The following is a 26,547-nucleotide window of genomic DNA, read 5'->3' on the forward strand; positions in this document are numbered from 1 at the left end:
GGTCATCGGCGCCGATGACCAGCCCTCGGTCCGTTGCCTGGTAGAGGAGGTCGACGGTGACACCGGCGACGTTGAGCGCGGCGCTCACCGCCGCCAGCGTGCCGGGGCGGTTCTGGAGCACGCAGACGAGCACCTCACGCGTGCTGGCAGGTGTGCCGGCGCGCGCGAGCGCGTCCGCCGCGTTCGCACCGTCGGCGGCCAGCAGGTGGCATGTCAGAGGCGCGGGGCCGCGCACCAGGCAAACCGAGTCCACGTTGATGCCGGCGCGGGCCAGCACGTCCGCGACCGCGGCGAGGCCGGCAGCATCGTGAAGCTCGACGGCGACGTCCCAGAGCAGCTCGATCCCCTCCACGTCAGGCTGCACCCTCTTCGGGGAGGCGCTCAATCGGGGGTGCGCCGTCGAGCGCAGCGCCAAGGCACGCGCCGATGACCGCCGACATGACCGCCGCGGCGCCGTCGCGGCCGAGCTGCGGAGCCAGCCGCGCGACCCGGTCGGCGATCTCCGCCTCACGGCGGTGGTCGCGGATGGGCAGGCCGGCGTCCGTCTTGATGGACTCGACGCGCGCCACCAGCCTCGCGCGACGGTCGAGCAGTCGCGCCAGCGCCGAGTCGACGCCGTCGATGGCGTCGCGGCATTGCACGATGGTGCTCGCGGGTGACGGTCGCGCCGACGCCACCAGCAGCTCGGTGGCTTGAACGATCTGCGCCAGCGTCGCCGAGGTGATCGACTGCGCGGAATCGCACAGGGCGTGCTCGGCGTCGGGGTGGGACTCGATGAGCAGGCCGTCAGCCCCAGCGGCGACGGCGGCGATGGCCAGCGCGGGGACCAGCGACGCCCTTCCCGCCGCGTGACTGGGGTCGACGATCACCGGCAGCTCGGTGCGGTCGCGCAGCACCGGGATCGACGAGAGATCGAGCGTGTTGCGCGTCGCCGTCTCGAAGGTGCGGATGCCCCGCTCGCAGAGCACCACCGCCTCATTGCCCTCGTTGGTGACGTAGCGCGCCGCCGCCAGCCACTCCTCGATGGTCGCGGACATTCCCCGCTTCACCACCACGGGCAGGCCACTTCGCCCCGCGGCGCGGAGCAGTGGGGTGTTGTGCATCGAGCGCGCGCCGATCATGAGTGCGTCGACGTGCGGTGCCAGCTGGGCCACGTGCTCGACATCGAGAGGCTCGGCGATGACCGGCAGACCGGTGACCCGGCGCGCCTCGTCGAGCAGGGACAGCCCGGCGGCGCCCATGCCCTGGAACGCCTCCGGCGCCGTGCGCGGCTTGTGCACGCAGCCGCGCAGCACAGACGCGCCGGCATCGGCGGCGGCGCGCGCGTGGTCGACGTAGCCTGGCTCGACGGCGCAGGGGCCACTGATCACAGGCACAGTGGGGCCGCCGATGAGCACGCCGCCGATGGCGACGCGGTGCGCGCGCACACTGCGACTGGCGCTGGGGAGCAGTGAGTCGATCACCACCTCTGAGTCCTCCGTGAAGTGAGGGTCACTCCGCGGGGCTCTTCCGGGACTGACCCATCATCTGATGTAGCCAGCCTCGGGAACGACTGCGCGTTAGGCTCGGGAAGCCCTCGGCAGCCGCATGGCTGGCCGATCAAAATAGAAACGCGCGCTGAATCGCATGGCCGGACCCTAACAGTTCACGGGGCGAGCGGCAAGCGCGAGGTCTCCAAGCCTTGGCTACACTCGCCGCGAAGATGGACAGCAACGCGCAGCGCGGCAAGCGGTACAGCGCGGTCATGACGGATGGACCTGCACGCGCGCCCGCGCGCGCGATGCTGCGCGCCATCGGGTTCACCGTGGAGGACCTCGCCAAGCCGATCATCGGCGTCGGCCACGCCTGGATCGAGACGATGCCGTGCAACTTCAACCATCGCGCGCTGGCCGAGCACGTCAAGGCCGGGATCCGTGCCGCCGGTGCGCTGCCCATGGAGTTCAACACCATCGCGGTGAGCGACGGCGTGTCCATGGGCACCGAGGGAATGCGCTCCTCGCTGGTGTCACGCGAGGTGATCGCCGACTCGATCGAGCTGGTGACGCGCGGCCACAGTTTCGACGGACTGGTGCTCATCGTCGGCTGCGACAAGACCATCCCCGCGGCGGCGATGGCGCTGTGCCGTCTCGACGTCCCCGGGCTCGTCCTCTACAGCGGCACCATCGCCGCCGGCCGCCTCCACGGTCGCGACATCACCCTTCAGGAGGTCTTCGAGGCGGTCGGCGCGCACGCCGCGGGTCGCATCGACGACGCCGAGCTCGCCGCGGTCGAGGCGACCGCCTGCCCCGGCGCAGGCGCGTGCGGCGGTCAATTCACCGCCAACACGATGAGCACCGTGATGGAGTTCCTCGGGCTCAGCCCCGCGGGCGCCAACGACATCCCCGCGACGCACCCGGACAAGGCCGCGGCGGCGACACAGGCAGGCCGCCTGGCCACACGGCTGGTGATGGAGGACGTCCGTCCCCGCGCCCTGGCCACACCCGAGGCCTTCGAGAACGCGATCGCCTGCGTTGCGGCCAGCGCCGGCTCGACCAACGCTGTTCTCCACCTGCTGGCCATCGCCGCTGAGGCTGCGGTTCCGCTCGATCTGGCCGACTTCGACCGGATCTCGGCGAAGACTCCTGTGCTGGTCGACATCAAGCCGGGCGGCAGGTTCGTGGCCGCCGACGTCCACGGCGCCGGCGGGCTGGCGGTGCTCGGCGCCCGCCTCCAGGAGCTTGGGCTGCTGCACGAGGGGTGCGCGACCGTCGATGGCCGCACCATCGGCGAGATCGCCGCGGCGGCGCACGAGACCCCCGGCCAGGAGGTGATCCGCCCGGCCGCTGCACCGCTCAAGAACCGCGGCGGCATCGCCATCCTGCACGGCGCGCTCGCCCCCGAGGGCTGCGTGGTCAAGCTGGCCGGCCACGAGCGCACCCGGCACACCGGCCCCGCGCGCGTCTTCGACAGCGAGGAGGCGTGCTTCGCCGCCGTCCAGGCGCGGACCGTCCGGGCCGGCGACGTGGTGATGATCCGCTACGAGGGTCCGGTCGGCGGCCCGGGGATGCGCGAGATGCTCTCGGTAACCGGCGCGATCGTGGGCGCCGGGCTGGGCGACTCGGTGGTGCTCATCACCGACGGCCGATTCTCCGGGGCCACCCACGGCTTCATGGTCGCCCATGTCACGCCCGAGGCCGCGCTGGGCGGTCCGCTGGCGGCGGTCCGCGACGGCGACGTCATCACCGTCGACGTCGACAGCCGCCGGATCGACATCGAGGTGACGCAGGCAGAGCTCGCCGAACGGCTGCAGGGCTGGACGCCGCCTCCACCCCGGTACCGGTACGGGGCGCTCGCCAAGTACGCGGCGATGGTTGGCTCGGCGTCGCGGGGGGCGCTGACCTCGCCGGTTCCGATTCGTAACAGCGCTGAACTTGACCGCTCGAGCAATCCTCCCGTAGGCTACCGACCCTGATGTCCATGTCGCTCGTCCTCGTCCTTGTAGGCCTCGGCCTGCTCCTGATTAGGAGCGGGACCCCGAGGTTCCAGACGAGGCGTGCGCGCACGTAGGGCAGCACCGACCAGATCAGGAATCACAAAGGGTCCCCTCCTCAGGAGGGGGCCCTTCTTTTTTTACCCACGACACGGAGGCACGGCGATGGACAACGGCGGACACCGGCAGGGAGCTGCCCATCACGACGAGGACCAGGTCGCGGACGGACCCGCGTCCAGGGAGCGCCACCAACGCGAACAGTCCCAGTTCCGGAGCCGCCCGTACGGCGCTCCATCGAGGAACTACCACGAGGCGGGCTTCGACGATGTCCGCGACGCAATCCACCGCACCTACAAGTGATCCAGGCCCGGCCGTCCTCAGGTGCGGAGGAGACGGACCCGGAGAGGCGCGTTCTCACCGGGGCTGAGATCGTTTTCGAGTGCCTCCTCGCCGAGGGGGTGAGCACAATCTTCGGGTACCCGGGCGGGGCCAACCTGCCGCTCTACCAGCACTTGCCCTCCTACCCGCAGCTGCACCACGTGCTGGTGCGCCACGAGCAGGGCGGCGCCCACGCCGCCGACGGGTACGCGCGCAGCCGGCGCGGCGCCATCGGCGTCGTGTTCGCCACCAGCGGGCCCGGGGCGCTCAACATGGTCACCGGCCTGGCCACCGCGTACGCAGACTCGGTGCCAGTGGTGGCGATCACCGGCCAGGTGCCGGTCACCGCGGTCGGCACCGACGCCTTCCAGGAGTCGGACGTCATCGGCTCGACGATGTCGGTCACCAAGCACAGCTACCTGGTCACGCGGATCGAGGACATCGCCCCGACCATCCAAGAGGCCTTCCACGTGGCCCGCTCCGGACGCCCGGGGCCGGTGCTCATCGACCTTCCCAAGGACCTGCAGCAGGCCACCGCCGAGTACGTGCCCTGCACCGAGCCGGTGCGGATGCGCTCGTTCCCCGACGCGCCCCAACCGGACTCCATGAAGCTGCGCCGCATCGCCCAGCTCATCGGTGAGGCGAAGCGCCCGGTCATGTTGATCGGTCGCGGCGTGATCATCTCCGGCGCCGAGGAGCAGGTGATCGAGCTCTCCCACCGCGCCAACATTCCCACCGGCTGGACGCTGCTCGGCACCGGCGCCTACCCGGTCCGCGACCCGCTCGCGCTGCAGATGGTCGGGTTCATGGGCGCCGGCTTCACCAACCGCGCCGTCTGCGACGCCGACCTGCTCATCCTCGTCGGGATGCGCTGCGACGACCGAGTGACCACCCGGCTCGACTCGTTCGCGCCGCGTGTCGAGCACATCGTGCACATCGACATCGACCCCGCCGAGATCGGCAAGAACGTGGTGCCGCACGTGTCGCTGGTGGCCGACGCGCGCAGCGCGCTCAGCGCCCTGCTGCCGCTGGTGGAGCCCAAGCGCGAGCACGAGTGGCTCACCACCATCGACCAGTGGAAGGAGGAGCACCCGGTCAAGTTCGTGGCGCGCAACGGGATCCTGCAGCCCCAGGAGGTGCTCCAGGAGATGTACGCGCGCTGCCACGACGAGGCCATCGTGCTCGCCGACGTCGGCCTCAACCAGATCTGGGCGGCGCTGTGGTTTGACTACGGAAAGCCCGGCTACTTCCTCAACTCGGGCGGCACCGGGACGATGGGCTACGCGTTCCCGGCGTCGATGGGCGCCAAACTCTCCAACCCCGACAAGACGGTGTTCTGTGTCAGCGGTGAGGGCGGCTTCGTGATGAACATGCAGGAGATGGCCACGATGGTCGAGCAGAACATCGACGTCAACGTGCTCATCCTCAACAACGCCAGCCTGGGCATGGTACGCCAGTTCCAGGACGACTTCTATGGCGGGATCCGCTCGGCTGTCGACCTCACCTTCACGCCCGACTTCGTCAAGCTCGGTGAGGCCTTCGGGATGAAGGCGATGAGCACGGACAAGTACAGCGACGTCGGCCCCATGCTCGACGAGGCGATCGCCCACCGTGGCCCGGTGCTGATGAACTTCGACATCGACAAGGACGCCAACGTGTACCCGATCGTGCCACTGGGCAAGGGCATGCTCGATTTCGTCGAGGCCTCATGAGCCAGAGCCGCCTTCTCTCCATCCTCGTCGAGAACAAGCCGGGTGTGCTCAACCGCGTCGCCTCGGCGGTGCGCCGGCGCGGCTTCAACATCGACTCGCTTTCGGTGGGCCCGACCGAGGACCCCTCGGTGTCGCGCATGACCGTCGCGGTGCACGTGGGCCGCCAACAGGCGGAGCAGGCCACCAAGCAGCTCGCCAAGCTCATCGACGTGATCACCATCGACGACATCAGCGGCCAGCGTTTCGTCGCCCATGAGCTGCTGCTGCTGCGCATGCACGCGCCGAACAGCAGCCGCCGCGACCTGCTCGACATCCTCGAGATCTTTCGCGGTCGCGTCGTCGACATCGCCTCGGAGTCGGTGATCGTCGAGGTCACCGGCTCGACCGAGAAGGTCGACAACTTCATCGAGCTGATGCGCCCCTTCGGCATCAAGGAGATGGCCCGCAGCGGCGCAGTCGCCCTGGTGCGCGGCGACGACGCGCGCCTGCGACTCATCGACTTCGACACCCCACGCGATCCCGAGCCACCGTCGCCCGCCGCGGAGCCGGGCGAAGCCGTCGACATGACCGGAAACGTCTAGCACTGATGAGGACCAACTGATGGCGGCAAAGATGTACTACGACTCCGACGTGGAGCCGGGATTGCTCGACGGAGTGCCGATCACGGTGCTCGGCTACGGATCCCAGGGACACGCCCACGCGCTCAACCTCCGTGACTCAGGCCACGACGTGCGCGTCGGGCTGCCCGAGGGATCGCGCAGCCGCGCCGCCGCGGAGGCGGAGGGCCTGCGCGTGCTCACCCCCAGCGACGCTGTCGCCGAGGCCGATGTGGTCATGGTGCTCGCTCCCGACACGGCGCAGAAGAAGCTGTTCGACGAGGAGATCCGCGACAACCTCAAGCCGGGCAACCTGCTGCTCTTCGCGCACGGCTTCACCATCAGGTTCGGCCAGATCGCTCCACCGGAGGGCGTCGACGTCGGCATGGTGGCGCCGAAAGGGCCGGGCCACCTCGTGCGCCGCACGTTCGCCGACGGGCAGGGCGTTCCCATGCTGGTGGCGGTCGAGCAGGACGCCACTGGCACCGCATGGCAGCGCACACTCGCGTACGCCGCCGGCATCGGCGGGACGCGTGCCGGCTGCCTGCGCACCACGTTCGCCGAGGAGACCGAGACCGACCTCTTCGGTGAGCAGGCAGTTCTCTGCGGCGGGATCTCCAGCCTCGTGAAGGCCGGCTACGAGACGCTGGTGGACGCCGGCTACCAGCCCGAGCTCGCCTACTTCGAGGTGATGCACGAGCTCAAGCTCATCGTCGACCTCATGTACCAGGGCGGCCTCTCGTACATGCGCTACTCGGTGAGCGACACCGCCGAGTTCGGCGACTACGTCAGTGGACCGAAGGTTGTCGACGCGCGCACGCGGCAGACCATGCGCGGCATCCTCGCCGACATCCAGGACGGCACCTTCGCCAAGCGCTGGATCGCCGAGAACGAGAACGGCCGGCCCGACTTCCTCGAGTACCGCGACGAGGATCACCACCACCCCGTGGAGCGGGTCGGAGCCGAGCTGCGCGCCAAGATGAGCTGGCTCGACGCCAAGACCGCGCCCGGGATGGAGACGGTGAATGGCAGCGCCAAGGAAGCGACGTCATGAGCTCCAGCAACGGCCACAGCGACGTAGCCCAGAGCCTCGGCAACCCGCTGCTCACCGCGGTGGCCCCGGCAAACCCGGAGCCGCTGACGATCCTCGACACCACCCTGCGCGACGGCGAGCAGTCGCCCGGTGTGGCGCTCACCGCCGACGACAAGCTGGCCATCGCGCGTCAGCTGGCCCGGCTGCGTGTCGACGTGATCGAGGCGGGCTTCCCCTTCTCGTCCCCCGGCGACTACGCGGCGGTGCGCGCCATCGCCGAGCACGTCGAGGGGCCGGTGATCGCCGGGCTGTCGCGCTGCTTCGAGGCCGACGTGCGCCAGTGCGCCAAGGCGCTGGAGCCGGCGCAGCGGGCGCGCATCCACGTGTTCATCGGCACCTCACCCATCCATCGCGACTCGCAGCTGCACATGAGCCAGGCTGAGGTGCTCGAGCGCTCGCGCTCGATGACAGCGCTGGCCAAGACCTTTCGCGAGGACGTCGAGTTCTCGCCAATGGACGCCAGCCGCACCGAGCCCGAATACCTCGCCGACGTCGTCGCCGCCACCATCGAGGCGGGTGCCACCACCATCAACCTGCCCGACACCGTCGGCTACGCGACCCCCGATGAATGGCGCGGCCTCATCGGATGGCTGACGATGCGCGTGCCCAGCCTGGCCGGTGTCACGCTCTCGGTGCACTGCCACAACGACCTCGGGCTCGCTGTCGCCAACTCGCTGGCGTCGATTCGCGCCGGTGCGCGCCAGGTGGAGACGTGCGTCAACGGCATCGGTGAGCGCGCCGGCAACGCCGCGCTCGAAGAGGTGGCCATGGCGACGCGTCTGCATCCCGAGGTGTTCGGGGTGAGCACCCAGCTCGACCACTCGCAGCTGTACCGGACCTCGCGAATGGTCAGCCAGCTGACCGGGATGGCGGTGCAGCCCAACAAGGCGGTGGTCGGCGCCAACGCTTTCGCCCACCACTCGGGAATCCACCAGGACGGGATCCTCAAGGACCGCCGGACGTTCGAGATCATGGACGCCGCCGAGGTGGGTGCCGGCAGCACGCTCGTGCTCGGCAAGCTCTCCGGCCGTCACGCGCTGCGCAATCGGCTGGAGCAGCTCGGCTACAAGCTCGACGAGGAGGAGCTGAAGCGCGCCTTCGTGCGCTTCAAGGAGCTCGCCGACCGCAAGCGCGACGTCACCGACCGCGACCTCGAGGCTGTCGTCGCCGACGAGCGCCGCACCGGCGACGAGCAGTACCAGCTCGAACACCTCCAGGTGAGCTGCGGCACGCAGCTGCGCCCCACCGCGACAGTGCGCATGCTGCTGCCGGACGGCCTCTCGCACGAGGCGGCGGCGATCGGCGACGGCCCCGTCGACGCCGCGTACCGCGCCATCCATGAGCTCTGCCAGGTGGAGGGTGAGCTCGAGGAGTTCGCCGTGCAGGCGGTGACGGGCGGCATCGACGCCATCGGTGAGGTGAGCGTGCGGCTGCACCACGACGGCACCCGCGCCGCCGGGCACGGCGCCGATACTGACATCATCGTCGCCGCCGCCAAGGCGTACGTCCACGCGCTCAACCGGATGGCCGATGGAGTGGCCAGCGGCGACAAGCCCACGCCGGAGACGTCCGGCGCTGCGACCGCACCGCAGCGATGACCGCCCGGACGCTCTTCGAGAAGGTGTGGGAGGCACACAGCGTCCCTGTCGACGACGACGGCCCGGCGATGCTGTACATCGACATGCACCTTGTGCACGAGGTGACCTCGCCACAGGCGTTCGAGGCGCTGCGCATCGCCGGACGCACGGTGCGGCGGCCGCTGCTGACGGTGGCGACGATGGACCACAACGTGCCCACCATCGATCAGCTGGCGCCGATCGAGGACCCGGTGAGCGCCGCCCAGGTGGAGGCGCTGCGCAAGAACTGCGCCGACTTTGGGATCGCCTGCTACGGCGTCGGCCACCGCTGGCAGGGGATCGTGCACGTCATCGGTCCCGAGCTCGGCCTGACGCTGCCGGGCACGACAATCGTGTGCGGGGACAGCCACACCGCCACGCACGGCGCCTTTGGAGCGCTGGCGTTCGGTATCGGCACCACCGACGTCGAGCACGTGCTGGCGACGCAGACACTGCGCGTGGCGCGCCCGGCGACGATGGAGGTGCGCATCGATGGTGAGCTGCCCGTCGGAGTCACCGCCAAGGACGTGGCGCTCGGCGTGGTGCGCACCATCGGCACCGCCGGCGCCGCCGGCCACGCCGTCGAGTACACGGGCTCCACGGTGGCCGCGATGTCGATGGAGCAGCGCATGACGCTCTGCAACCTCACCATCGAGGCCGGTGGCCGCGCCGGCATGATCGCGTCCGACGACAGCACCATCGCGTACCTGCAGGGACGGCCGTTTACGCCGCGCGGAGCGGCGTGGGACGCTGCCGTGGCCGCGTGGAAGCAGCTGGCGACCGATCCCGGGGCGACGTACGACCGCAGCGTGCACATCGACGCCGCTGAGCTGGCGCCGTACGTCACGTGGGGCACCACCCCGGCGCAGTCGGTGGCGGTGACCGAGAGCATCCCCGACCCACAGAGCTTCGGAGATCCCTCCCTGCGCGAGTCGGCTGCACGCGCGCTCGAGTACATGGGCCTGACCGCCGGCACGCCGATGCAGGACGTGGCCATCGACACGGTGTTCATCGGCTCGTGCACCAACTCGCGCATCGAGGACCTGCGCGGCGCGGCCGCGGTGATGGAGGGCCGGCAGGTCGCCGCCGGGGTGCGCGTGCTCGTGGTGCCCGGCTCGCAGCAGGTCAAGCTGGCGGCGGAGCGCGAGGGGCTGGACCGCATCTTCATGGACGCGGGCGCGGAGTGGCGCGACGCGGGCTGCTCGATGTGCCTGGGGATGAACCCCGACATCCTCCAGCCCGGCGACCGTTGCGCCAGCACCAGCAACCGCAACTTCGAGGGGCGCCAGGGTCGCGGCGGACGCACTCACCTGGTCTCCCCGCCGATGGCCGCGGCGGCGGCGGTCGAGGGACGGATCACCGACGTGCGACGCCTGCCGGCGCGCGTCGCGCAGGCCGTGTCGTGAGGCCGTTCCGCTGTGAGCACGGCACCCTGGTGCCGCTCGATCGATCCGACGTCGACACCGACCAGATCATCCCCAAGCAATTCCTCAAGCGGATCGAGCGCAGCGGCTTCGGTCCGTTCCTGTTCCACGCCTGGCGCTACGACGATACCGGTGCCGAGCGGCCCGACTTCGTGCTCAACCAGGACCCGTATCGCAACGGCACCGTGCTGGTGGCCGGCAACAATTTCGGCTGCGGCTCCTCGCGTGAGCACGCGGTGTGGGCGCTCGAGGACCACGGCATCCGTGCGGTGATCTCGTCGTCCTTCGCCGACATCTTCCGCGGCAACGCGCTGAGCTGCGGGCTGCTGCCGGTGATCCTTCCCGAGCATGACGTGCGCGCGCTCCTCGACCTCGCCGCCGAGGATCCGGGTGTCGAGTGCATCGTCGACCTCGAGGACGGCACTGTTACCGCCGGCGACCTCCATTTTGAGTTCGAGATCGAGCCCAGGGAGCGGCGCAAGCTGCTCGAGGGGCTCGACGAGGTCACCGTGACGCTGCACAACCAGGACGCCATCTCCACGTACGAGGCGGCGCGCCCGGCGTGGATGCCCGACCTCAGCCGCGTCGAGGAGCCGGTGTGAGCGTGCGCGTGGTGACCCTGCCGGGAGACGGCATCGGGCCCGAGGTCACCGTCCAGGCTGTGGCGGTGCTGCGCGTCGCCGCGGCAAGCGCGGACATCGACGTCCTCGTCGAGGAGCACCTCATCGGTGGTCACGCCATCGACGAGGCGGGGACGCCGCTGCCGGCGGAGAGCCTGGCGGCGGCAAAGGCCGCGGACGCGGTGCTGCTCGGCGCCGTCGGCGGCCCGAAATGGGACCACCTCAGCGGCGACCAGCGCACCGGCGCCGGCCTGCTCGGGCTGCGCGCCGCGCTCGAGGTGTTCGCCAATCTGCGCCCGGTGCGCGTGCATCCGCGCCTGGTCGAGCACACCGTGCTGCGACCGGACGTGGTGCGTGGCGTCGACCTTGTGGTGGTGCGTGAGCTCACCGGCGGCGCCTACTACGGGCAGCCGCGTCACCGCGACGAGACGACGGCAGTCGACACCATCGCATATAGTCGCGCCGAGATCGAGCGCGTGGCTCGCGTCGCGTTCACGCTGGCCACGGAGCGTCGCGGCCGTCTCACCTCGGTGGACAAGGCCAACGTGCTCATGACCAGTGAGCTGTGGCGGCAGACGGTCAGCACGATGGCCGCTGAGTACCCGACGGTGTCGCTCGACCACGCGCTCGTCGACTCCTTCGCGATGCACCTGGTGACCCATCCGCGCGACCTCGACGTCGTCGTGACCGAGAACATGTTCGGCGACATCCTCAGCGACGAGTCCGCCGTGCTCGCGGGGTCGCTCGGCATGCTGCCCTCAGCGAGCCTCGGCGCGTCCGGGCCCGGGCTGTACGAGCCCATCCACGGCACCGCGCCAGAGATCGCCGGTCAGGACCGGGCCAACCCGTACGGCGCCATCCTCAGCGTGGCGTTGCTCTTCCGCCACTCGCTGCAGCGGCCCCAGGTTGCAGCGGCGATCGAGGCGGCCGTCGAATCGTGCATCGACAATGGCGTGCTCACCGCCGACATCGGGGGCAGCGCGAGCACCTCAGCGGCCGGCGCTGCCGTGGTCGCCGCACTGCCCGCACGTCGCGCGGCCGCCGGGGTGACGTCATGACCCTGGAGATCTACGACACCACGCTGCGCGACGGCGCCCAGGGGGTGGGCATCAACTTTTCGGTGTCCGACAAGGTGCGCATCGCCGAGCACCTCGACCGCATCGGCGTCAGTGTCATCGAGGGTGGTTGGCCGGGCGCCAACCAGACCGACACGGAGTTCTTCGCGCAGCTGCGCGGCATGACGTTCGCCCACGCCCGGCTGGCGGCGTTCGGCGCCACCCGTCGGCCCGGGGTGCTGCCCCAGGACGACCTCCAGGTGCGCGCCCTGCTCGATTCCGGCGCACCGGTGATCACGCTGGTCGGCAAGAGCTGGGACGCGCAGATCCGCGACGTGCTGCGCACCTCGCCCGAGGAGAACCTCAGCATGATCGCGGAGACGGTGGCGTGGTTGGTCGAGGCGGGGCGCGAGGTGTGCTTCGACGCCGAGCACTTCTTCGACGGTTACCGCTCCGACCCCGACTACGCGCTGCGCTGCCTGGAGACCGCGCTGAGCGTGGGCGCACACCGGATCGCGCTGTGCGACACCAACGGCGGCACCCTCCCCGACACCATCGAGGCAGTGACCCGGCGCGTGACCGCCGACTTCGGCGCGGTCGCCGGCATCCACTGCCACGACGACACCGGCTGCGCCGTGGCCAACACGCTCGCGGCGGTGCGGGCCGGCGCGGTACAGGTGCAGGGCTGCATCAACGGCTACGGTGAACGCACCGGCAACGCCAACCTCTGCACCCTGATCCCGGCGCTGCAGCTGAAGATGGGCCACCGTCTCGTCGACGATGCGCAACTGCGCCACCTTTCCTCGGTGGCCCGCGATGTCGCCGAGATCGCCAACCTCCATCCGCCGATCAACTCGCCGTACGTGGGTGCGGCGGCGTTCACGCACAAAGGCGGCCAGCACGTCGACGCGATGCGCAAGGCGTCGTACGCCTACCAGCACATCGACCCGGCGACGGTGGGCAACCACACGCGCACCGTGGTCAGCTCGCAGTCCGGCGGCGCCAACATCCTCGACCGTGCCCGGGAGTTGGGTATCGACCTCAGCGACGATCGCGCTCTGGTGCGCCAGGTGACCGCGCGGGTCAAGGAGCTCGAGCACCGCGGCTTCGCGTTCGAGGACGCCGATGGATCCTTCGAGCTGCTGGTGGAGCGCGCCCGTGGGCAGGAGCGTCCCTTCGAGGTGATCGACTACATCGCGCTGGTGGAGCAGCGCGAGGGCCAGGACCTGGTCTGCGAGGCCACCATCAAGGTGCGCATCGGGGACGACGTGGTGCACACAGCGGCCGAGGGCAACGGCCCGATCAACGCCATCGACGCCGCCATGCGCAAGGCGCTCTCACCAACGTTTCCTCAGACGGCGACCACCCAGCTGCACGACTACAAGGTGCGAGTGCTCGATGGCCACGGTGGCACCGCCGCGGCGGTGCGGGTGCTCATCGAGTCCGGCGACCACGAGCGCCGCTGGTCCACGGTGGGCTGCAGCACCAACATCATCGAGGCGTCGTGCGTGGCGCTCGCCGACGCCTTCGAGTACTGCATCGTGCAGGCGCGCCGTGCGGTTGCGGAGGACGCTGCCAGCGCCTGACGGCCGGGGCCGGCTACAACGACGCGGTGAGGTCGAGCAGGCGCCGCAGCCCCTCCACGATCGACTCCGCCGACGACGCCAGCGACACCCGCAGGAAGCCCTCGCCGCGCGCGCCGAACGCCGAGCCAGGCACGACCACCACGTTGCGCTCCTCGAGCAGGCGCATGGCCAGCTCCCGCGACGGCAGCCCCGTGCTGCGCGCGTCGACCCAGAGGTAGAACGCTCCCTGGGGCGCGAAAGGGCGCAACTCCGACCCCTTGAGCACCGACAGCGCCACACCGCGCCGTTCCCGGTACGCCTGGCGCATCTCGGTGACCACGTATTGCGGACCGGTGACCGCAGCGAGCGCGGCGTACTGCGTCGGCGCGTTGACGCACGAGATGATCGGCTCCTGGCACTTGGCCAGCGTCGGCGCGACCTCGGGCGGCGCCACCGCGTAGCCGATCCGCCAGCCGGTCATCGCGTACGTCTTCGAGAAGCTGTAGGCCGACACCACCCGCTCCGGCGCGATCGAGGCGGGGCTGACGAAGCCGCCGTCGAAGTCGATCTCGTCGTAGCACTCGTCCGACACCATCCACAGCCCATGCCGCTCGGTGAACGCGAGCAGCTCGGTCATGCGCGCACGACCGATGACCGCACCGACCGGGTTCGATGGCGAGTTGATCACGATGACAGAGGTGCGCGCGCTGACCAGTGCCTCGAGCGTCTCCAGCTCCGGCTGGTAGCCCGCATCCGCGGTGAGCGGGTAGGTCATCGCGCGCAGGTTCAGCATCTGCGAAATGAGCAGGAAGTTCGGCCACGCCGGGTCGGGCAGGAGGATCTCATCACCCGGTTGCGTCAGCGTCAGGAGTGACGCGTAGAGAGCCTCGACGCCGCCCTGGGTGACGATCGTCTGCTGCGGCGTCACCGTGTAGCCGTTGCGCTCACGGACCTTCACCGCGAGCGCCTCGCGCAGCTGCGGGATGCCAGCACTGGGTTGGTAGCCGGTGTTGCCCTCGAGCGCGGCGAGGTGGGCGGCCTCGACGACGTGCGCGGGCGTCGGGAAATCCGGCTCACCCACCTCGAGGCGGATCGCCCCGGGCCGACCCCACGCGGCGTCCATGATCTCGCGGATGCCGGACCGCGCCATGCCAGCGACCGCGGGGTTCAGGCCGGCGCGTCGCGCCTCATCATTCATGCGCTGACAGTGAACCATGACGCGCATGCCCCCGATCATCGAGCTGCAGCGCCGCGGCGTGTGGTCCTGCCGGCGGGACGAACGGTGATCGGCTGCTCCTCCGCTGCTCCGACGCCGGCCTTTCGACTGCCGTCGACACCATCGTCGCGGTGGTCGGCACCTGGTCGATCAGGACGCCCGTCGGTACTCGATGGTGATCATCCCGCTGGGAAAGGGCACGGCCTGGCGGAGCTCGAGCCGACCAGCACCACCGTTGGACTGGAACAGTGGCACGCCCTGGCCGAGGAGGATCGGTGCCATCGTGATCGTCAGGTCGTCGATGAGATTCTCACCGAGAAACTGGCCGATGAGGACGCCGCCGTCCACATACACGCGACGCAAACCCACCTCGGTCCACTCGGCCAGGGCCTCGGCCGGGGTGCGCGACCAGAACGTCACCCCGGTGCGTGGTTGCGGTGGCCGATGCGTAAAGACGAAGACCTTCTTGTCAGCGAATGGCCACGGCTGCACGTCGGCGACGTGGTCGTAGGTTCCCCGGCCCATGGCCAGCCCATCGACCGACGCGATGAACGCTTCCCAGCCATAGTCCTCGCCAGGCACGGCGGCTGCGTCGAGCCAGCCTAGGCTGCCCTCCTTCGTGGCGATGTAGCCGTCGACGCTGCAGGCGATGAAGACCGACAGCTGCGGTCGCGACGGCTGGGACGCGGTCAGACCCGCGCCGTCAGCGTTGCGAGGCCGTCGCCGGAGAGATCGGCCAGCCCGGCTCGCCGCCCGGTGATCGCCAGGATGATCGACGCCAGAGGGCCGGTGATCTCGGGCCCGGTACCGGCGGACCAGTCGACATCGGTGGCGCGCAGTGTCAGACCCTCGGCGCGCCGCTTTGCTCCGATGAGGAGGTTGGACTTGCGATAGAAGTTGGCCGTGGTGGTGAGCGCCTCGTCGGAGTAGGTGTGCCGGATGCCGAGCGGGCGGCGGATGTCCTCGCAGTGCACGACTAGCTCGCCAACCATCGCGTCGACGGGTCCTGGGGGATGGGTAGTCGCGTTCAGCTCCTGCTTGAACCGTGCGAGGGCGTCCGAGCCGGAGCCGCCTCGTTCCGCGGCGACGCCCTTCGCCTGGACTGTGTTGAAGCGGAATCCGGACCCGATGAACTGCCCGAAGAAGCGCGGCGGCGTCATCTTGGCGGTGGCCGTCATGTGCGCCAGAACGTCCTGCACCGACCAGTCGGAGCAGAGCGACTGAGTAGCCCACTGCTGTGGCGAGCTGGGCTCGAGGTCCGCCACGAGAGCTCGTCGCTCAGCGTGGATGATCGGCCATCGATTTGCCGGCATAGCTCACACCCCCAGTTCGTCGCCGAGTCTATCAGCCGCCGCGGCGGGGTTCATGCCTGCGCTTCGGCTTCAATCTCCACCTTCCAGCGCGGGTCGAGCAGGGCCTTGACCACGACCATGGTCGCCGCGGGCCGGGTGTCGCCGAACACCTCACCGTGGGCGCGACCGACGGCGTCGGCATCATCCGCGTCGGTGAGGAACATGCGCGTGCGCACCACGTCGGTCAGCGACGTGCCCGCCTCGGTCAGCGCCTGCTCGATGATTTCCAGGCAGCGCCGCGCCTGCACGTAGGCGTCGGGATCACAACTGCCGTCCGGCCACACCGGTGCGGTGCCGGACACGACGACGCGGCTGTCCACGACGATGGCGCGGCTGAAGCCGATGCGCCCCTCATACGGCGACCCCGAGGAGATGCGCTTGCGCTCGCCCACTACGGAACGAATCCCTCGGGCGGTCGCGCCGTCTCGCGCATCTTGGCGCGGTGTTCGGCCAGCGAGGCGGCGACACTCTCGTCGAAGAGCCCGATGATCTCGGCGGCGAGGTGGCCGGCGTTGCGCGCGCCCATGTCACCGACGGCGACTGTGGCCACGGGGATTCCCGGCGGCATCTGCACGATGCTGAGCAGCGAGTCGAAGCCACTGAGCGGGGTGGCGGCGAGGGGCACGCCGATCACCGGCAGCGTGGTCAGCGACGCCAGCACGCCCGGGAGATGCGCCGCCGCGCCGGCGCCCGCCACAAGCACGCGCAGGCCGCGCTGCGAAGCCTGCTGCGCATAGCTGCGCACCACCTCCCCGGCACGGTGCGCGGACATCACGCCAATCTCCCAGCCGATGCCGTACTCGTCGAGCACCTTGCCGCACTTCGACATGACGTCCAAGTCGGACTCACTGCCGACCACGATCCCCACCATCAACGTCCCGCTCATATGTCTCCTGCCTGCTCGAGTCCGATATCGCCGCGGTACTTCATGCCCTCGAAGTGGATTCCCGGCAGCGCTCCGTACACCTGCTGCCTGGCCTCGTCGGGTGAGTCGCCGCGGGCGACAAGTGTGAGCACCCTACCCCCATCGGTGCGCAGAGTGTCGTCGGCATCACGCCTCGTGCCGGCGTGAAACGCGATCACCGATGGATCGAGCTGATCCAGGCCGGTGATGGCGTCGCCCTTGCGCGGTGCTCCGGGGTACCCGGCCGCCGCCAGGACCACGCCGACCGCGCTGCTCGGGCTCGCCGCGACGCCGTAGCCCGGTGACAGCGTGCCCGCCGCGCAGTCGGCCATCAGGGTGAGCAGGTCGTCGGTCAGCACAGGCACGATCACCTGAGTCTCGGGATCGCCGAAGCGCGCGTTGAACTCAAGCACTCGTAGGCCGTCGGCGGTGATCATCAGCCCCGCGTAGAGGCAGCCGGAGAACGGCGAGCCCAGCTCGCGGAGCGTGTCGACGCAGGGGCGGAGCACCTGCGCCTCCACGAGCTCGAGGAACTGCGGGTCGATGCCCGCGGGAGGGGTGAGCGCACCCATGCCGCCGGTGTTCGGCCCGGCGTCGCCATCGTCGATGCGCTTGTAGTCGCGCGCCGCCGGCAGCACCCGGATGTTGCGAGAGTCGGTGAGCGCGAGCACGCTCACCTCCAGGCCCTCGAGCCGCTCCTCCACCAGCACCTCGTTGCCTGCCGCGCCAAAGCGCTGCTCGTCGAAGCAGGCGGCGATGGCCGCCTCCGCCTCATCGACGTCATCACAGACGAACACGCCCTTGCCGAGCGCGAGCCCGTCCGCCTTGACGACGCAGCGACCGCCGAGCTCGGCGACCAGGTTGAGCAGGCGCCGGCGATCCGTTACCTTGCCGCTCAGCCAGCGCGCGGTGGCGATGTTGGCCTCGTCCATCACGGTCTTGGCGAACACCTTCGAGCTCTCGATGCGCGCGGCCGACGCCGCGGGGCCGAAGACGGGGATGCCCGCCGCCGTGCATGCGTCGGCGACTCCGGCGGCAAGTGCAGCGTCGGGCCCGACGACCACAAGGTTTGCCTCGAACTCACGCGCGGCCGCGACGATGCCTGCGCCGTCGTCAGCAGCGACCGGCACGTTGGCGGCCATCGGCATGATCGCCGTGCCGCCGTTGCCGGGCGCGCAGATCAGCTCGACGTTCGAGCTCTGTCGGGTGCACGCCCAGGCCAGCGCGTGCTCGCGTGCCCCGGAGCCGGCGATCAGGACGCGCATCGCTGCGCGGCCTACTCCCACTCGATGGTGGACGGCGGCTTGCTCGAGATGTCGTACACGACGCGGTTGACGCCGGCGACCTCGTTGACGATGCGCCGGCTGATGGTGGCGAGCACGTCGTAGGGGATCTTGGCCCAGTCCGCGGTCATGCCATCGTCGGACTCGACGATGCGAATGGCCACGACGTTGGCGTAGGTGCGGTTGTCGCCCATCACGCCCACCGAGGAGATCGGGGTGAGGATGGCGAAGCTCTGCCACACCTTGCGGTACAGGCCGCTGCGCTTGATCTCGTCGATGACCACCCAGTCGGCTGCGCGCAGCGTGTCGAGCCGCTCGGCAGTGACCGCGCCGATGATGCGGATCGCCAGGCCTGGGCCAGGGAACGGCTGCCGCCACACCATGTCCTCGGGCAGGCCGAGGGCCAGGCCCACCTGGCGCACCTCGTCCTTGAACAGGTAGCGCAGCGGTTCCACCAGTTGGAAGCGCAGGTCCTCGGGGAGGCCGCCGACGTTGTGGTGGGTCTTGATCTTCTGCGCGTTGTGGGTGTCGTGCGACGTCGACTCGATGACATCGGGGTAGAGCGTTCCCTGGGCGAGGAAGTCGATGTCACCGAGCCGGCGCGCCTCGGTGTCGAAGACCTCGATGAAGGTGCGGCCGATGCGGCGGCGCTTCTCCTCGGGGTCGGTGACGTCGGCGAGTGCGCTGAGGAAGCGATCGGTGGCGTCGACGTGTACAAGGTTGATGTGGCGCTGGTGGCTCATCACCTCGACGACGCGTTCACCCTCGGCGCGGCGCAGCAGCCCGTTGTCGACGAAGACGCAGGTGAGCTGGTCACCGATCGCCTGGTGCACGAGCGTCGCTGCCACCGCGGAGTCGACACCGCCGCTGAGCGCGCACAGGACCTTGCCGCTGCCGACCCGCGTGCGGATGTCGCTGACGGCCATCTCGATGAACGAGGACGGCTCCCACGTGCCCGCGCAGCCGCAGACGTCGATGAGGAAGTTGCGCAGGATCTCCCGGCCCAGCGGGGTGTGCACCACCTCGGGATGGAACTGGATGCCGTAGCGGCCCTTGGGGCCGCTGATGGCCGCGTACGGCGAGTTCATCGAATGCGCGGCGGCGTGGAAGCCGGGCGGGATGGCCGTGATGACGTCGCCGTGCGACATCCAGACGTCGATCTCGCTGGGCAGGTGTTCGAAGATGCCGGTGCGCTCGTCGATGCTGATCGAGGCGTGGCCGTACTCGCGGCGCACCGCCGCCTTGACCGCGCCACCGAGCTGGTGGGCGAGCAGCTGCATGCCGTAGCAGACGCCGAGGATGGGAAGGTCGAGCTCGTACAGCGCGGGGTCAGCCTGGGGCGCGCCCTCGTCGTACACCGACGCCGGGCCGCCGCTGAAGATGAGCCCGCGCGGCGAGCGGCGGCGCACCTCGTCGGCGCTGATGGTACCGGGAACGAGCTCGCAGTACACCCTGGCTTCGCGCACGCGGCGCGCGATCAGCTGGGAATACTGGGAACCGAAGTCGAGCACCAGCACGGTGTCCTGGGCGACGGCCGGGTCGACCGGCGCGACGGGATCCTGTTTGGGGATGACGGCCATGCCGCCGGTCACACCCCCATCCCGACGCGCTGGTCGCGCTGCTGCACCTTGCCCTCTGTCTTGATCGACGGGGCGATGACCATCTCGGTGCGCTGGAAGTCCTGGATGTTGCGCGCGCCGCACATGCCCATCGAGGTCTTCAGGGCGCCGACGAGGTTCATGCTGCCGTCGTCGACGTGCGCCGGGCCGAAGAGGATCTCGGCGAGTTTGCCCTTGATGCCGGTGCGGATGCGCGTGCCGCGGGGCAGGTTGGCGTCGGGCGTGGCCATACCCCAGTGGTTGCCGTGGCCCGCGGCCTCCTCGGCCGAGGCGAACACCGAACCGATCATCACCGCGTCGGCGCCGCTCGCGAATGCCTTGGCGACGTCGCCACCGAGGCGCATGCCCCCGTCGGTGATGATCGCCACGCGCTCGCCGCTGCGGCGCAGGTGGTCGTCGCGCGCGGCTGCGCAGTCTGCGGTGGCGGTCACCTGGGGCACGCCGACCCCGAGGACAGCGCGACTGGTGCACGCAGCGCCGGGACCGACGCCGACGAGCAGGCCCTTGACGCCGGTGTCCATCAGCTCGAGCGCGGTGGCGTAGTCGACACAGTTGCCAACGATCACCGGCATGCCGATCGAGGCGGTGAGGTCCTTGAAGTTGAGGTGCTTGTAGCTCTTGCTCACGTGGCGTGCAGTGAGCACGGTGCCCTGCACGACGAGCACGTCGGCGCCGGCCTCCTGCACGATCGGGGCACGGCGTTCGGCGCCGGCCGGTGTGGTGGAGATGGCGCAGGGCACGCCCGCTGACTTGATCTCCTCGATGCGCTGCCCGATGAGGCCGTCCTGCACAGGCGCCGTGTAGATCTTCTGGATGAGGACGTTGATGTCCTGCGGCGATGCCTCGGCGATCTCGTGGAGGACCTCGCTGGGATCCTCATAGCGGGTCTGCACGCCGTCGAGGTTGAGCACCGCGAGGCCGCCGAGGCGGCCCATCCCCTGGGCGAAGCCGACGTCGACGACGCCGTCCATGGCCGCCGCCAAGAAGGGAATGTCGAAGCTCGAGCCGTTGAGGGCAAAGCTCACATCGATCTCGTCCGGGTTGATGGTCACCCGTCCGGGCACCAGGGCCACCTCGTCAAAGCCGTAGGCGCGCCGCGCCATCTTTCCCCTACCGAGCTCGATCTCCATACGGCCTCCCAAACAGGTTGTTAAGACAGAAAAACCCAGCGCGGCACGGGGCTGGCTGGGTCATGGAACGCGGAGCGGGCGGCGACGATCCCACCATCAAGGGAGTGTAGCAAAGCGCCGTGACGGTCCGGCTCGGCCAGCGCAGCATCTTGTGCCCCTTGCGGCGGACAGACGCTACATGTGGTGGTCGCGCTCGGCCGAATGCTGAGGGAAGCCGCGACGGAGCCATTCGCGCGTTTGGGCCGTTGGCTTGCCAGGATTGTTGTTGCCGACGCTGACGTCCTCGTGGCCAACAAGGGGCAGACCAACCCGGTCGTCGACCTCACCGTCGTCGATGTCGGCGGCGCACCCCTGGTCGATGACATGCACTACCTGATCGACGCCAAGCCGGGCCGGTCGGTGTACTCATACAGCTGCACGGGATCCTTCGGCACCTGACCCATGACAATGCTCGCTCATGAGCCCTCTGCTCGTGGCGGTCCTCGTGGTCGTGCTGGTTTCTGCGGCGTTCGCGGCTGGATACCTCACCGGGGCGCGACGACCGCGGCGGGCGCCCCCGACGGAGGCCGTCGAGCAGTCCCGCGAGATCGCTGATCCCACCGCCAGCCTGGCCACGATCGTACGGCGCACCGGCGTCGAGCTGACCCAGATCGCGGTGCAGACGGGCGTGGACATCGGTACCCGGGTGGTTCGCGACTCGCTGGGTTCGCTGTCAGCGTGGGCGGTGCGTGAGCGACCAGACCTTCACAGGGTCACCGGCAAGGACGGAACGGTGACGCTGATGTTCAGCGACATCGAGGGATCGACGGCGCTCAACGAGAAGCTCGGTGACGACGCCTGGCTCGAGGTGCTCACCGTGCACGACAAGCTGGTGCGGCGCTGCATCCGGCATAAGCGTGGCCAGGTCATCAAGACGCTCGGCGACTCCTTCATGGCCGCCTTCGCCGATCCCGACGCGGCGCTGTCCTCGGCAGTCGCCGTGCAGCGTGAGCTCGGTGCGGCCGATGCTGTGCCCGGCGCGACTGTGCGCGTGCGCATCGGTTTGCACACTGGGCCGGCGATCGCGCGCGGCCGCGACCTCTTCGGCATCAACGTCGCCACCGCGGCACGTGTGGCCGCGGAGGCCCGCGGCGCGGAGATCCTGGTGACCGAGGACGTGGCCACGAGGTTGGACGGCACCCACACTCTCGGCAAGCCACGCAAGGTGCCGCTGAAGGGGATCTCGGGCGCCCCGCGAGTGCTCGCGGTGCGCTGGCAGAACGGAGGCTAGCGCGCTAGCCGCGGAAGACGCGCTGACGGCGCATCAGGTTCTCGACGACCCCGTCCTGGACGGTGGCGCGGATCGAGTCGGCCATCTCCATGACCGAGCCGGGGTCAGCGGCGGTGCCAGCGCTCACAGCGACCGGCGGATGAAAGGTGATCAACCACTTGCTCGGCAGGGGGAGCAGTCCGAGCGGCCCAAGCAGAGGCCACGTCGGCGTGATCGGGAAGTACGGCATGCCGAGCGTCTGCGCCACCGAACGGATGTCGGCGATCATCGGGTACGTCTCCTCGGAACCCACCACGGAGATGGGCACGATCGGCACGCCGGCGCGCCGGGCCACCTCGACGAAACCGCCGCGCCCGAAGCGGCGCAGCCGGTAGCGCTCGTTCCACGGCTTGCCGGTGCCGCGCACCCCCTCGGGGAACACCAGCACCATCTCGCCGGCGCGGAGCAGGCGTAGCGTATCGTCGGGGTGTCCCAGCGTCTGGCCGGTGCGGCGCAGGAACCACGACGCCACCGGCAGCTCGCCGAACCAGGTGGCGATGAGCGCGCGCGCGTGGCGGTCCACCGCGTCGAAGACCGCTACCTTGATCATGGCGCCGTCCCACGGCAGCACCCCCGCGTGGTTGGAGACGAGCAGGGCGCCGCCGCTGCGCGGGATGTTCTCTGTGCCCTCGAGCTCGACGCGCCAGTAGCGTCGAGCCACCACGCGGAATATCGGCATCAGCGCCTCGGTCCACTCGCGGTCGAAGCCGAAGTCGTCGATGTCGTACTGGTTGTTGGCGTGCTGCTCGCGCACCGCGGCGAGGCGGTAGTACACGCTCATCAGCTCCTGGAGGGATTCCAGGTCCATGAGGTCGCGGCCGGTGAGCTCGCGCAGCCGCAGGGCCAGCATCCCGGTGGCGGCCATCGCCGTGGCGGGAAGGTCGCGGCGCAGCGCGGAGAGGCGGTCCGTCGGCAGCAGCGCGGTGAGCCCTGAGAGCGACGAGAGCGACGGCAGCGATGGGCGGCTCGGCCGGGTGAACCAGCGCGGTGGCGAGGGAGCGACAGCGGGGACACGACGTCGCGGCGCGGTCGCCACCGGCTTGAGGTCGGCGCTGCGGTGGGGGCGGTGGCCGTTGGACGACGTGCGCTTGCCGCTGGGACGCGCTGACGCCGCGCGGGTCATGCGCTCGCGTCCGCGTCCGGTGCGCTACGCGCGCGACGCGGCCGGGCGCTGCTCTTGCGCGGGGTCGTGCTTGGCTTGCGCCGGGTAGGCGCCTGGCGCGGGGCGGTGGCCTTGCGCGAGGCGCTTGCGGGCTTCGAGGTGCGCCGCGCGGTGCGCTTCGCTGCTGAAGCGGTCGCCACCGTGGTGGTGCGGCGACGGCGGCTGCGGCGGCCGTTGGCGTTGGTCGACGCGGGCTCGTCGCGCTGGCCGCGGCTGCGCAGGAACTCCTCCAGCTCGGCCTCGTAGCGGTATGGTGCCTCGGCGTCGAGCACGCCGCGGGCGCGGCGCTGGCGGCCGTGGGCAGCGACCGCCTCCATGGTGGTGCGCTGTGGATGGAATCCGAGCTCGACGTGCAGGCGGGTGGTGTCGACCACCCGACCGTGCTGGAGCAGGCGCACGAACTCGGGCGGGAAGTCGACGAGCCCGAAGCGTTCGAGGAAGCGCAGCGCCATGGTTCCGCCCACAAAGGGAATCACCGGCGCGTTGATCTTGCCCATCAGCGCGATGGCCTGGCTGAGCACCACCACCCCGGCACCGGCGACGTTGTACGTGCCCCGGCACTTGTTGAGCGTGGCGTGGGTAAGTGCCGCGATGGCGTCGTCCTCGTCGAGGAACTGTAGGCGCGGGTCGAAGCCGAACACCGTCGGCACGACCGCGCGGTCGAAGAGGCGGGCGAAGGGCGAGTCGAGCACGTCGCCGAGCACGTTGCCGAAGCGGAGCAGCGTCACCGCCACGTCGGGGTGGCGCATCTCATAGTCGCGCACGTACGACTCGACCTCGTCGAGGTCGCCGGTGAAGCCGTCGCGCGCGGGCCCGCGCCGGCGCATGTCCTCGGTCCAGAAGGAGGGGTCGTCGGGCTCGCTGCCGTACACCGCCGTGCTCGACTTGACGATCAGCTGGCGCACCGGGCTGTCGGCGCCGCTGCAGGCCGCGATCAGGTTCATGGTGCCGATGACGTTGGTCTCGTGCACGGTGCGGCCACCCGCCTGCTGCGGGTCGACAATGAGGCCGGCGTGCACCACCGTGTCGATGCCAAGCCCGCGGATCAGCTTGCCGACGAGGCTGTGGCGGATGTCGGCGCGCACGAAGTCGGTGCGGGCCAGTTGACGGATCGGCCCCTCGGTGTCGACGGCGACGATCTGTTCGACGCCCGGGTCCGCCTCCAGCCGGCGGGCCAGCTCGGCGCCCCAGAAGCGCGAGACACCGGTGACGAGGATGCGCCTGCCCTGGGCCACGGTGGAAACCTCCCTTAACAGCGCGTCGATGGTACCGAACAGGTCCCAGGAACGAAGGGAGCGCTCCGCTACGGGTAGATCCCGCGAACCTCCGTGGCTTCGGCCACGTTGGCGACCGCGATGTGGTACGCCGCCTCGCGGAGGGAGACGTTCTGGGACTGCGACCTGGCGCGCACCGCGTCGTAGGCGCGGCCCATCACCTCGCGCAGCCTGGCGTTCACCTCACCGGGGGCCCAGAAGAAGGTCTGCAGGTCCTGCGCCCACTCGAAGTAGGAGACGACCACGCCGCCGGCGTTGGCGAGGATGTCAGGGACGATCAGCACTCCGCGGTCGGCGAGCACCGCGTCGCCGTCGGGGTCGACAGCCGCGTTGGCGCCCTCGGCGATGACGCGGGCGCGCACCCCCGCGGCGTTGGCGCCGGTGATCTGCGCCTCGAGCGCGCAAGGCACCAGGAGGTCGACGCCGAGTGTGAGCAGCTCGTCATTGGTCAGCGTCTCAGCGCCGCCGTAGTCGGCGAGCGCGCCGCCCTCCTCTTTGAGGGCGGTCAGCGCGTGGATGTCGAGGCCGGCGCCGCTGTGCACGCCGCCGCGGCTGTCGGAGACCGCGACCACACGCAGCCCGGCGGCGGCGAGGAGGTGCGCGGTGTTCGAACCCACCTGGCCGAAACCTTGCACCGCCACGGTCGCCCCGGCGGAGTCGATGCCCGAGTCGTTGAGCGCCTGCACGGCTACCGTTGCGATGCCGCGTCCGGTGGCAGCGTGGCGACCCTCGGAGCCGCCGATGACGGTGGGCTTGCCGGTCACCGACGCAGGCACAGAGTAGCCGGCGTGCATCGAGAGCGTGTCCATGATCCACGCCATCTCCTGCGGACCGGTGCCGATGTCCGGGGCGGGGATGTCACGGTCGGGGCCGATCAGCAGCGAGATCTCGGTGGTGAAGCGGCGCGTCAGCCGCTCCAGCTCGGTGGGGCCGAGGAGCTTGGGATCGACGACGACACCGCCTTTGGCGCCGCCGAACGGAACCCCAACGACGGCGGCCTTCCAGGTCATGAACATGGCCAGGGCGCGGGCATCCGCGAGCGTCATCGCGGGGTGGTAACGCAGCCCTCCCTTGGCCGGTCCGCGGGCGATGTTGTGCTGAACGCGAAACCCCGTGTAGACGTGGAAGCTGCCGTCATCCATCTCCACCGGGAAGTGGACAACCAGCTCTCGCTTGATGTGCCGCAGCACCGCTGTGAGCGACGGATCGAGATCGAGCTGGCGCGCTGCCGTGTCGAAATGATGCTGGGCGATGGCGAGCGTCGCGCTGCCCTGCACGGTCGCGGTCATGGGCACACCTTATCTCTCGGAGGTGGCATTCGTGGGGGTTCCCGAGAGCGCTGCGAGTGACGCGGCACGCCGGGCGCGCAGACAAGGATGCGGGGCCGCGCGCAACGCTCGTGCGCGGCGCCGACAGCCCCCATTGCAGCACTCTGCGACGTTGCTCCGATGACGACAGCTGTGTCACAAATACGGTGACACGTTGACAAGAGTGTGTATAGGCACCATGCTTATGCATGACCCGGCGGGGGGTGTTTTGACCACCTCCTGTCACAAACAGCCGTCGTGGTGATCCAGAGCGAAGTGATCATCACCAAGGAGGCCCGTACACATGGCCAGGAGCAGACGCAGGAGAAGCGGCATTGACAAAGCTGTCAGCCGCACCGTCAAACGCGTGAGTCGTCGCGCCAACAGTGGTGGAGGCGACCTACTGAAAGCGGTGCAGGGGCTCGTCAAGGCCCTCCCCGTCAACGAGCTCGAGAAGAGACTC

General features: G+C 69.8%; 25 protein-coding genes. 12 read left to right on the forward strand and 13 right to left on the reverse strand.

Annotation, left to right across the window (positions count from 1 at the left end):
- Both JF886_RS00225 and aroF read right to left on the reverse strand, forming a co-directional pair.
- Nucleotides 1-364 (reverse strand): amino acid-binding protein (locus JF886_RS00225; RefSeq protein WP_337308414.1); only part of this gene is annotated, 364 nt, incomplete at its 3' end.
- Entirely contained in the window at nucleotides 354-1,466 is a 1,113-nt protein-coding gene (gene aroF, locus JF886_RS00230; RefSeq protein ID WP_337308415.1) for a 3-deoxy-7-phosphoheptulonate synthase, read from the reverse strand. The genes JF886_RS00225 and aroF, both read right to left, overlap by 11 nt.
- Before the next feature lie 236 nt (nucleotides 1,467-1,702).
- On the opposite strand from aroF, the gene ilvD reads away from it, so the two are divergent.
- The 10 genes from ilvD to cimA all read left to right on the forward strand — a co-directional run bounded on the left by ilvD (nucleotide 1,703) and on the right by cimA (nucleotide 13,549).
- Nucleotides 1,703-3,451, forward strand: a complete 1,749-nt coding sequence (gene ilvD, locus JF886_RS00235; protein WP_337308417.1) for a dihydroxy-acid dehydratase — start codon at nucleotides 1,703-1,705, stop codon at nucleotides 3,449-3,451.
- Nucleotides 3,452-3,634: 183 nt separating this feature from the next.
- Nucleotides 3,635-3,829: a hypothetical protein gene (locus tag JF886_RS00240; protein WP_337308419.1), complete on the forward strand. Its 195-nt coding sequence runs from the start codon at nucleotides 3,635-3,637 to the stop codon at nucleotides 3,827-3,829.
- Nucleotides 3,826-5,559: a biosynthetic-type acetolactate synthase large subunit gene (ilvB, locus tag JF886_RS00245; protein ID WP_337308421.1), complete on the forward strand. Its 1,734-nt coding sequence runs from the start codon at nucleotides 3,826-3,828 to the stop codon at nucleotides 5,557-5,559. The genes JF886_RS00240 and ilvB overlap by 4 nt, the downstream gene beginning before the upstream one ends.
- The gene (ilvN, locus tag JF886_RS00250; protein WP_337308422.1) at nucleotides 5,556-6,140 is read left to right on the forward strand and encodes an acetolactate synthase small subunit; all 585 of its coding nucleotides are present in this window, start codon (nucleotides 5,556-5,558) and stop codon (nucleotides 6,138-6,140) included. The genes ilvB and ilvN overlap by 4 nt, the downstream gene beginning before the upstream one ends.
- Before the next feature lie 19 nt (nucleotides 6,141-6,159).
- On the forward strand, nucleotides 6,160-7,209 hold the full coding sequence (gene ilvC, locus JF886_RS00255) for a ketol-acid reductoisomerase (RefSeq protein ID WP_337308423.1): 1,050 nt from the start codon (nucleotides 6,160-6,162) through the stop codon (nucleotides 7,207-7,209).
- A complete protein-coding gene (locus JF886_RS00260) occupies nucleotides 7,206-8,846 on the forward strand; it encodes a 2-isopropylmalate synthase (protein ID WP_337308425.1) in 1,641 nt (546 codons plus the stop codon). The genes ilvC and JF886_RS00260 overlap by 4 nt, the downstream gene beginning before the upstream one ends.
- On the forward strand, nucleotides 8,843-10,270 hold the full coding sequence (leuC, locus tag JF886_RS00265; RefSeq protein ID WP_337308427.1) for a 3-isopropylmalate dehydratase large subunit: 1,428 nt from the start codon (nucleotides 8,843-8,845) through the stop codon (nucleotides 10,268-10,270). Before JF886_RS00260 ends, leuC begins: the two co-directional genes overlap by 4 nt.
- Complete coding sequence (gene leuD, locus JF886_RS00270; protein ID WP_337308429.1) at nucleotides 10,267-10,890, forward strand: 3-isopropylmalate dehydratase small subunit; 624 nt, start codon at nucleotides 10,267-10,269, stop codon at nucleotides 10,888-10,890. Before leuC ends, leuD begins: the two co-directional genes overlap by 4 nt.
- On the forward strand, nucleotides 10,887-11,966 hold the full coding sequence (leuB, locus tag JF886_RS00275; RefSeq protein WP_337308431.1) for a 3-isopropylmalate dehydrogenase: 1,080 nt from the start codon (nucleotides 10,887-10,889) through the stop codon (nucleotides 11,964-11,966). Before leuD ends, leuB begins: the two co-directional genes overlap by 4 nt.
- Nucleotides 11,963-13,549, forward strand: a complete 1,587-nt coding sequence (cimA, locus tag JF886_RS00280) for a citramalate synthase (RefSeq protein ID WP_337308432.1) — start codon at nucleotides 11,963-11,965, stop codon at nucleotides 13,547-13,549. The genes leuB and cimA overlap by 4 nt, the downstream gene beginning before the upstream one ends.
- A 13-nt stretch (nucleotides 13,550-13,562) precedes the next feature.
- Here cimA and JF886_RS00285 read toward each other — a convergent pair whose 3' ends face one another.
- The 8 genes from JF886_RS00285 to JF886_RS00320 form a co-directional block, all read right to left on the reverse strand.
- On the reverse strand, nucleotides 13,563-14,753 hold the full coding sequence (locus JF886_RS00285; protein WP_337308434.1) for a pyridoxal phosphate-dependent aminotransferase: 1,191 nt from the start codon (nucleotides 14,751-14,753) through the stop codon (nucleotides 13,563-13,565).
- A 141-nt stretch (nucleotides 14,754-14,894) separates the two neighbouring features.
- Nucleotides 14,895-15,437, reverse strand: a complete 543-nt coding sequence (locus tag JF886_RS00290) for a dihydrofolate reductase family protein (protein ID WP_337308458.1) — start codon at nucleotides 15,435-15,437, stop codon at nucleotides 14,895-14,897.
- On the reverse strand, nucleotides 15,434-16,057 hold the full coding sequence (locus JF886_RS00295; protein WP_337308436.1) for a maleylpyruvate isomerase family mycothiol-dependent enzyme: 624 nt from the start codon (nucleotides 16,055-16,057) through the stop codon (nucleotides 15,434-15,436). Before JF886_RS00295 ends, JF886_RS00290 begins: the two co-directional genes overlap by 4 nt.
- A gap of 50 nt (nucleotides 16,058-16,107) precedes the next feature.
- Complete coding sequence (locus tag JF886_RS00300; protein ID WP_337308438.1) at nucleotides 16,108-16,488, reverse strand: RidA family protein; 381 nt, start codon at nucleotides 16,486-16,488, stop codon at nucleotides 16,108-16,110.
- Nucleotides 16,488-16,982, reverse strand: coding sequence for a 5-(carboxyamino)imidazole ribonucleotide mutase (purE, locus tag JF886_RS00305; protein ID WP_337308440.1), 495 nt, complete (start codon nucleotides 16,980-16,982; stop codon nucleotides 16,488-16,490). Before purE ends, JF886_RS00300 begins: the two co-directional genes overlap by 1 nt.
- Nucleotides 16,979-18,265, reverse strand: a complete 1,287-nt coding sequence (gene purD, locus JF886_RS00310) for a phosphoribosylamine--glycine ligase (RefSeq protein ID WP_337308442.1) — start codon at nucleotides 18,263-18,265, stop codon at nucleotides 16,979-16,981. The genes purE and purD overlap by 4 nt, the downstream gene beginning before the upstream one ends.
- Before the next feature lie 11 nt (nucleotides 18,266-18,276).
- Complete coding sequence (guaA, locus tag JF886_RS00315) at nucleotides 18,277-19,863, reverse strand: glutamine-hydrolyzing GMP synthase (protein ID WP_337308460.1); 1,587 nt, start codon at nucleotides 19,861-19,863, stop codon at nucleotides 18,277-18,279.
- Nucleotides 19,864-19,871: 8 nt separating this feature from the next.
- Nucleotides 19,872-21,032, reverse strand: coding sequence for a GuaB3 family IMP dehydrogenase-related protein (locus tag JF886_RS00320; RefSeq protein ID WP_337308444.1), 1,161 nt, complete (start codon nucleotides 21,030-21,032; stop codon nucleotides 19,872-19,874).
- Nucleotides 21,033-21,317: 285 nt separating this feature from the next.
- On the opposite strand from JF886_RS00320, the gene JF886_RS00325 reads away from it, so the two are divergent.
- A complete protein-coding gene (locus tag JF886_RS00325) occupies nucleotides 21,318-21,470 on the forward strand; it encodes a hypothetical protein (RefSeq protein WP_337308447.1) in 153 nt (50 codons plus the stop codon).
- Between the two features lie 19 nt (nucleotides 21,471-21,489).
- The gene (locus JF886_RS00330) at nucleotides 21,490-22,302 is read left to right on the forward strand and encodes an adenylate/guanylate cyclase domain-containing protein (RefSeq protein ID WP_337308449.1); all 813 of its coding nucleotides are present in this window, start codon (nucleotides 21,490-21,492) and stop codon (nucleotides 22,300-22,302) included.
- Between the two features lie 4 nt (nucleotides 22,303-22,306).
- Here JF886_RS00330 and JF886_RS00335 read toward each other — a convergent pair whose 3' ends face one another.
- The 3 genes from JF886_RS00335 to JF886_RS00345 form a co-directional block, all read right to left on the reverse strand.
- Nucleotides 22,307-23,464: a lysophospholipid acyltransferase family protein gene (locus JF886_RS00335; RefSeq protein WP_337308451.1), complete on the reverse strand. Its 1,158-nt coding sequence runs from the start codon at nucleotides 23,462-23,464 to the stop codon at nucleotides 22,307-22,309.
- Entirely contained in the window at nucleotides 23,461-24,738 is a 1,278-nt protein-coding gene (locus JF886_RS00340; RefSeq protein ID WP_337308453.1) for an NAD-dependent epimerase/dehydratase family protein, read from the reverse strand. Before JF886_RS00340 ends, JF886_RS00335 begins: the two co-directional genes overlap by 4 nt.
- Before the next feature lie 68 nt (nucleotides 24,739-24,806).
- A complete protein-coding gene (locus tag JF886_RS00345) occupies nucleotides 24,807-26,066 on the reverse strand; it encodes a Glu/Leu/Phe/Val family dehydrogenase (RefSeq protein WP_337308456.1) in 1,260 nt (419 codons plus the stop codon).
- Between the last annotated feature and the right edge of the window lie 481 nt (nucleotides 26,067-26,547).

It is taken from the genome of Candidatus Aeolococcus gillhamiae (assembly GCF_016464765.1).
GTDB classification, from domain to species: domain Bacteria; phylum Chloroflexota; class Dormibacteria; order Aeolococcales; family Aeolococcaceae; genus Aeolococcus; species Aeolococcus gillhamiae.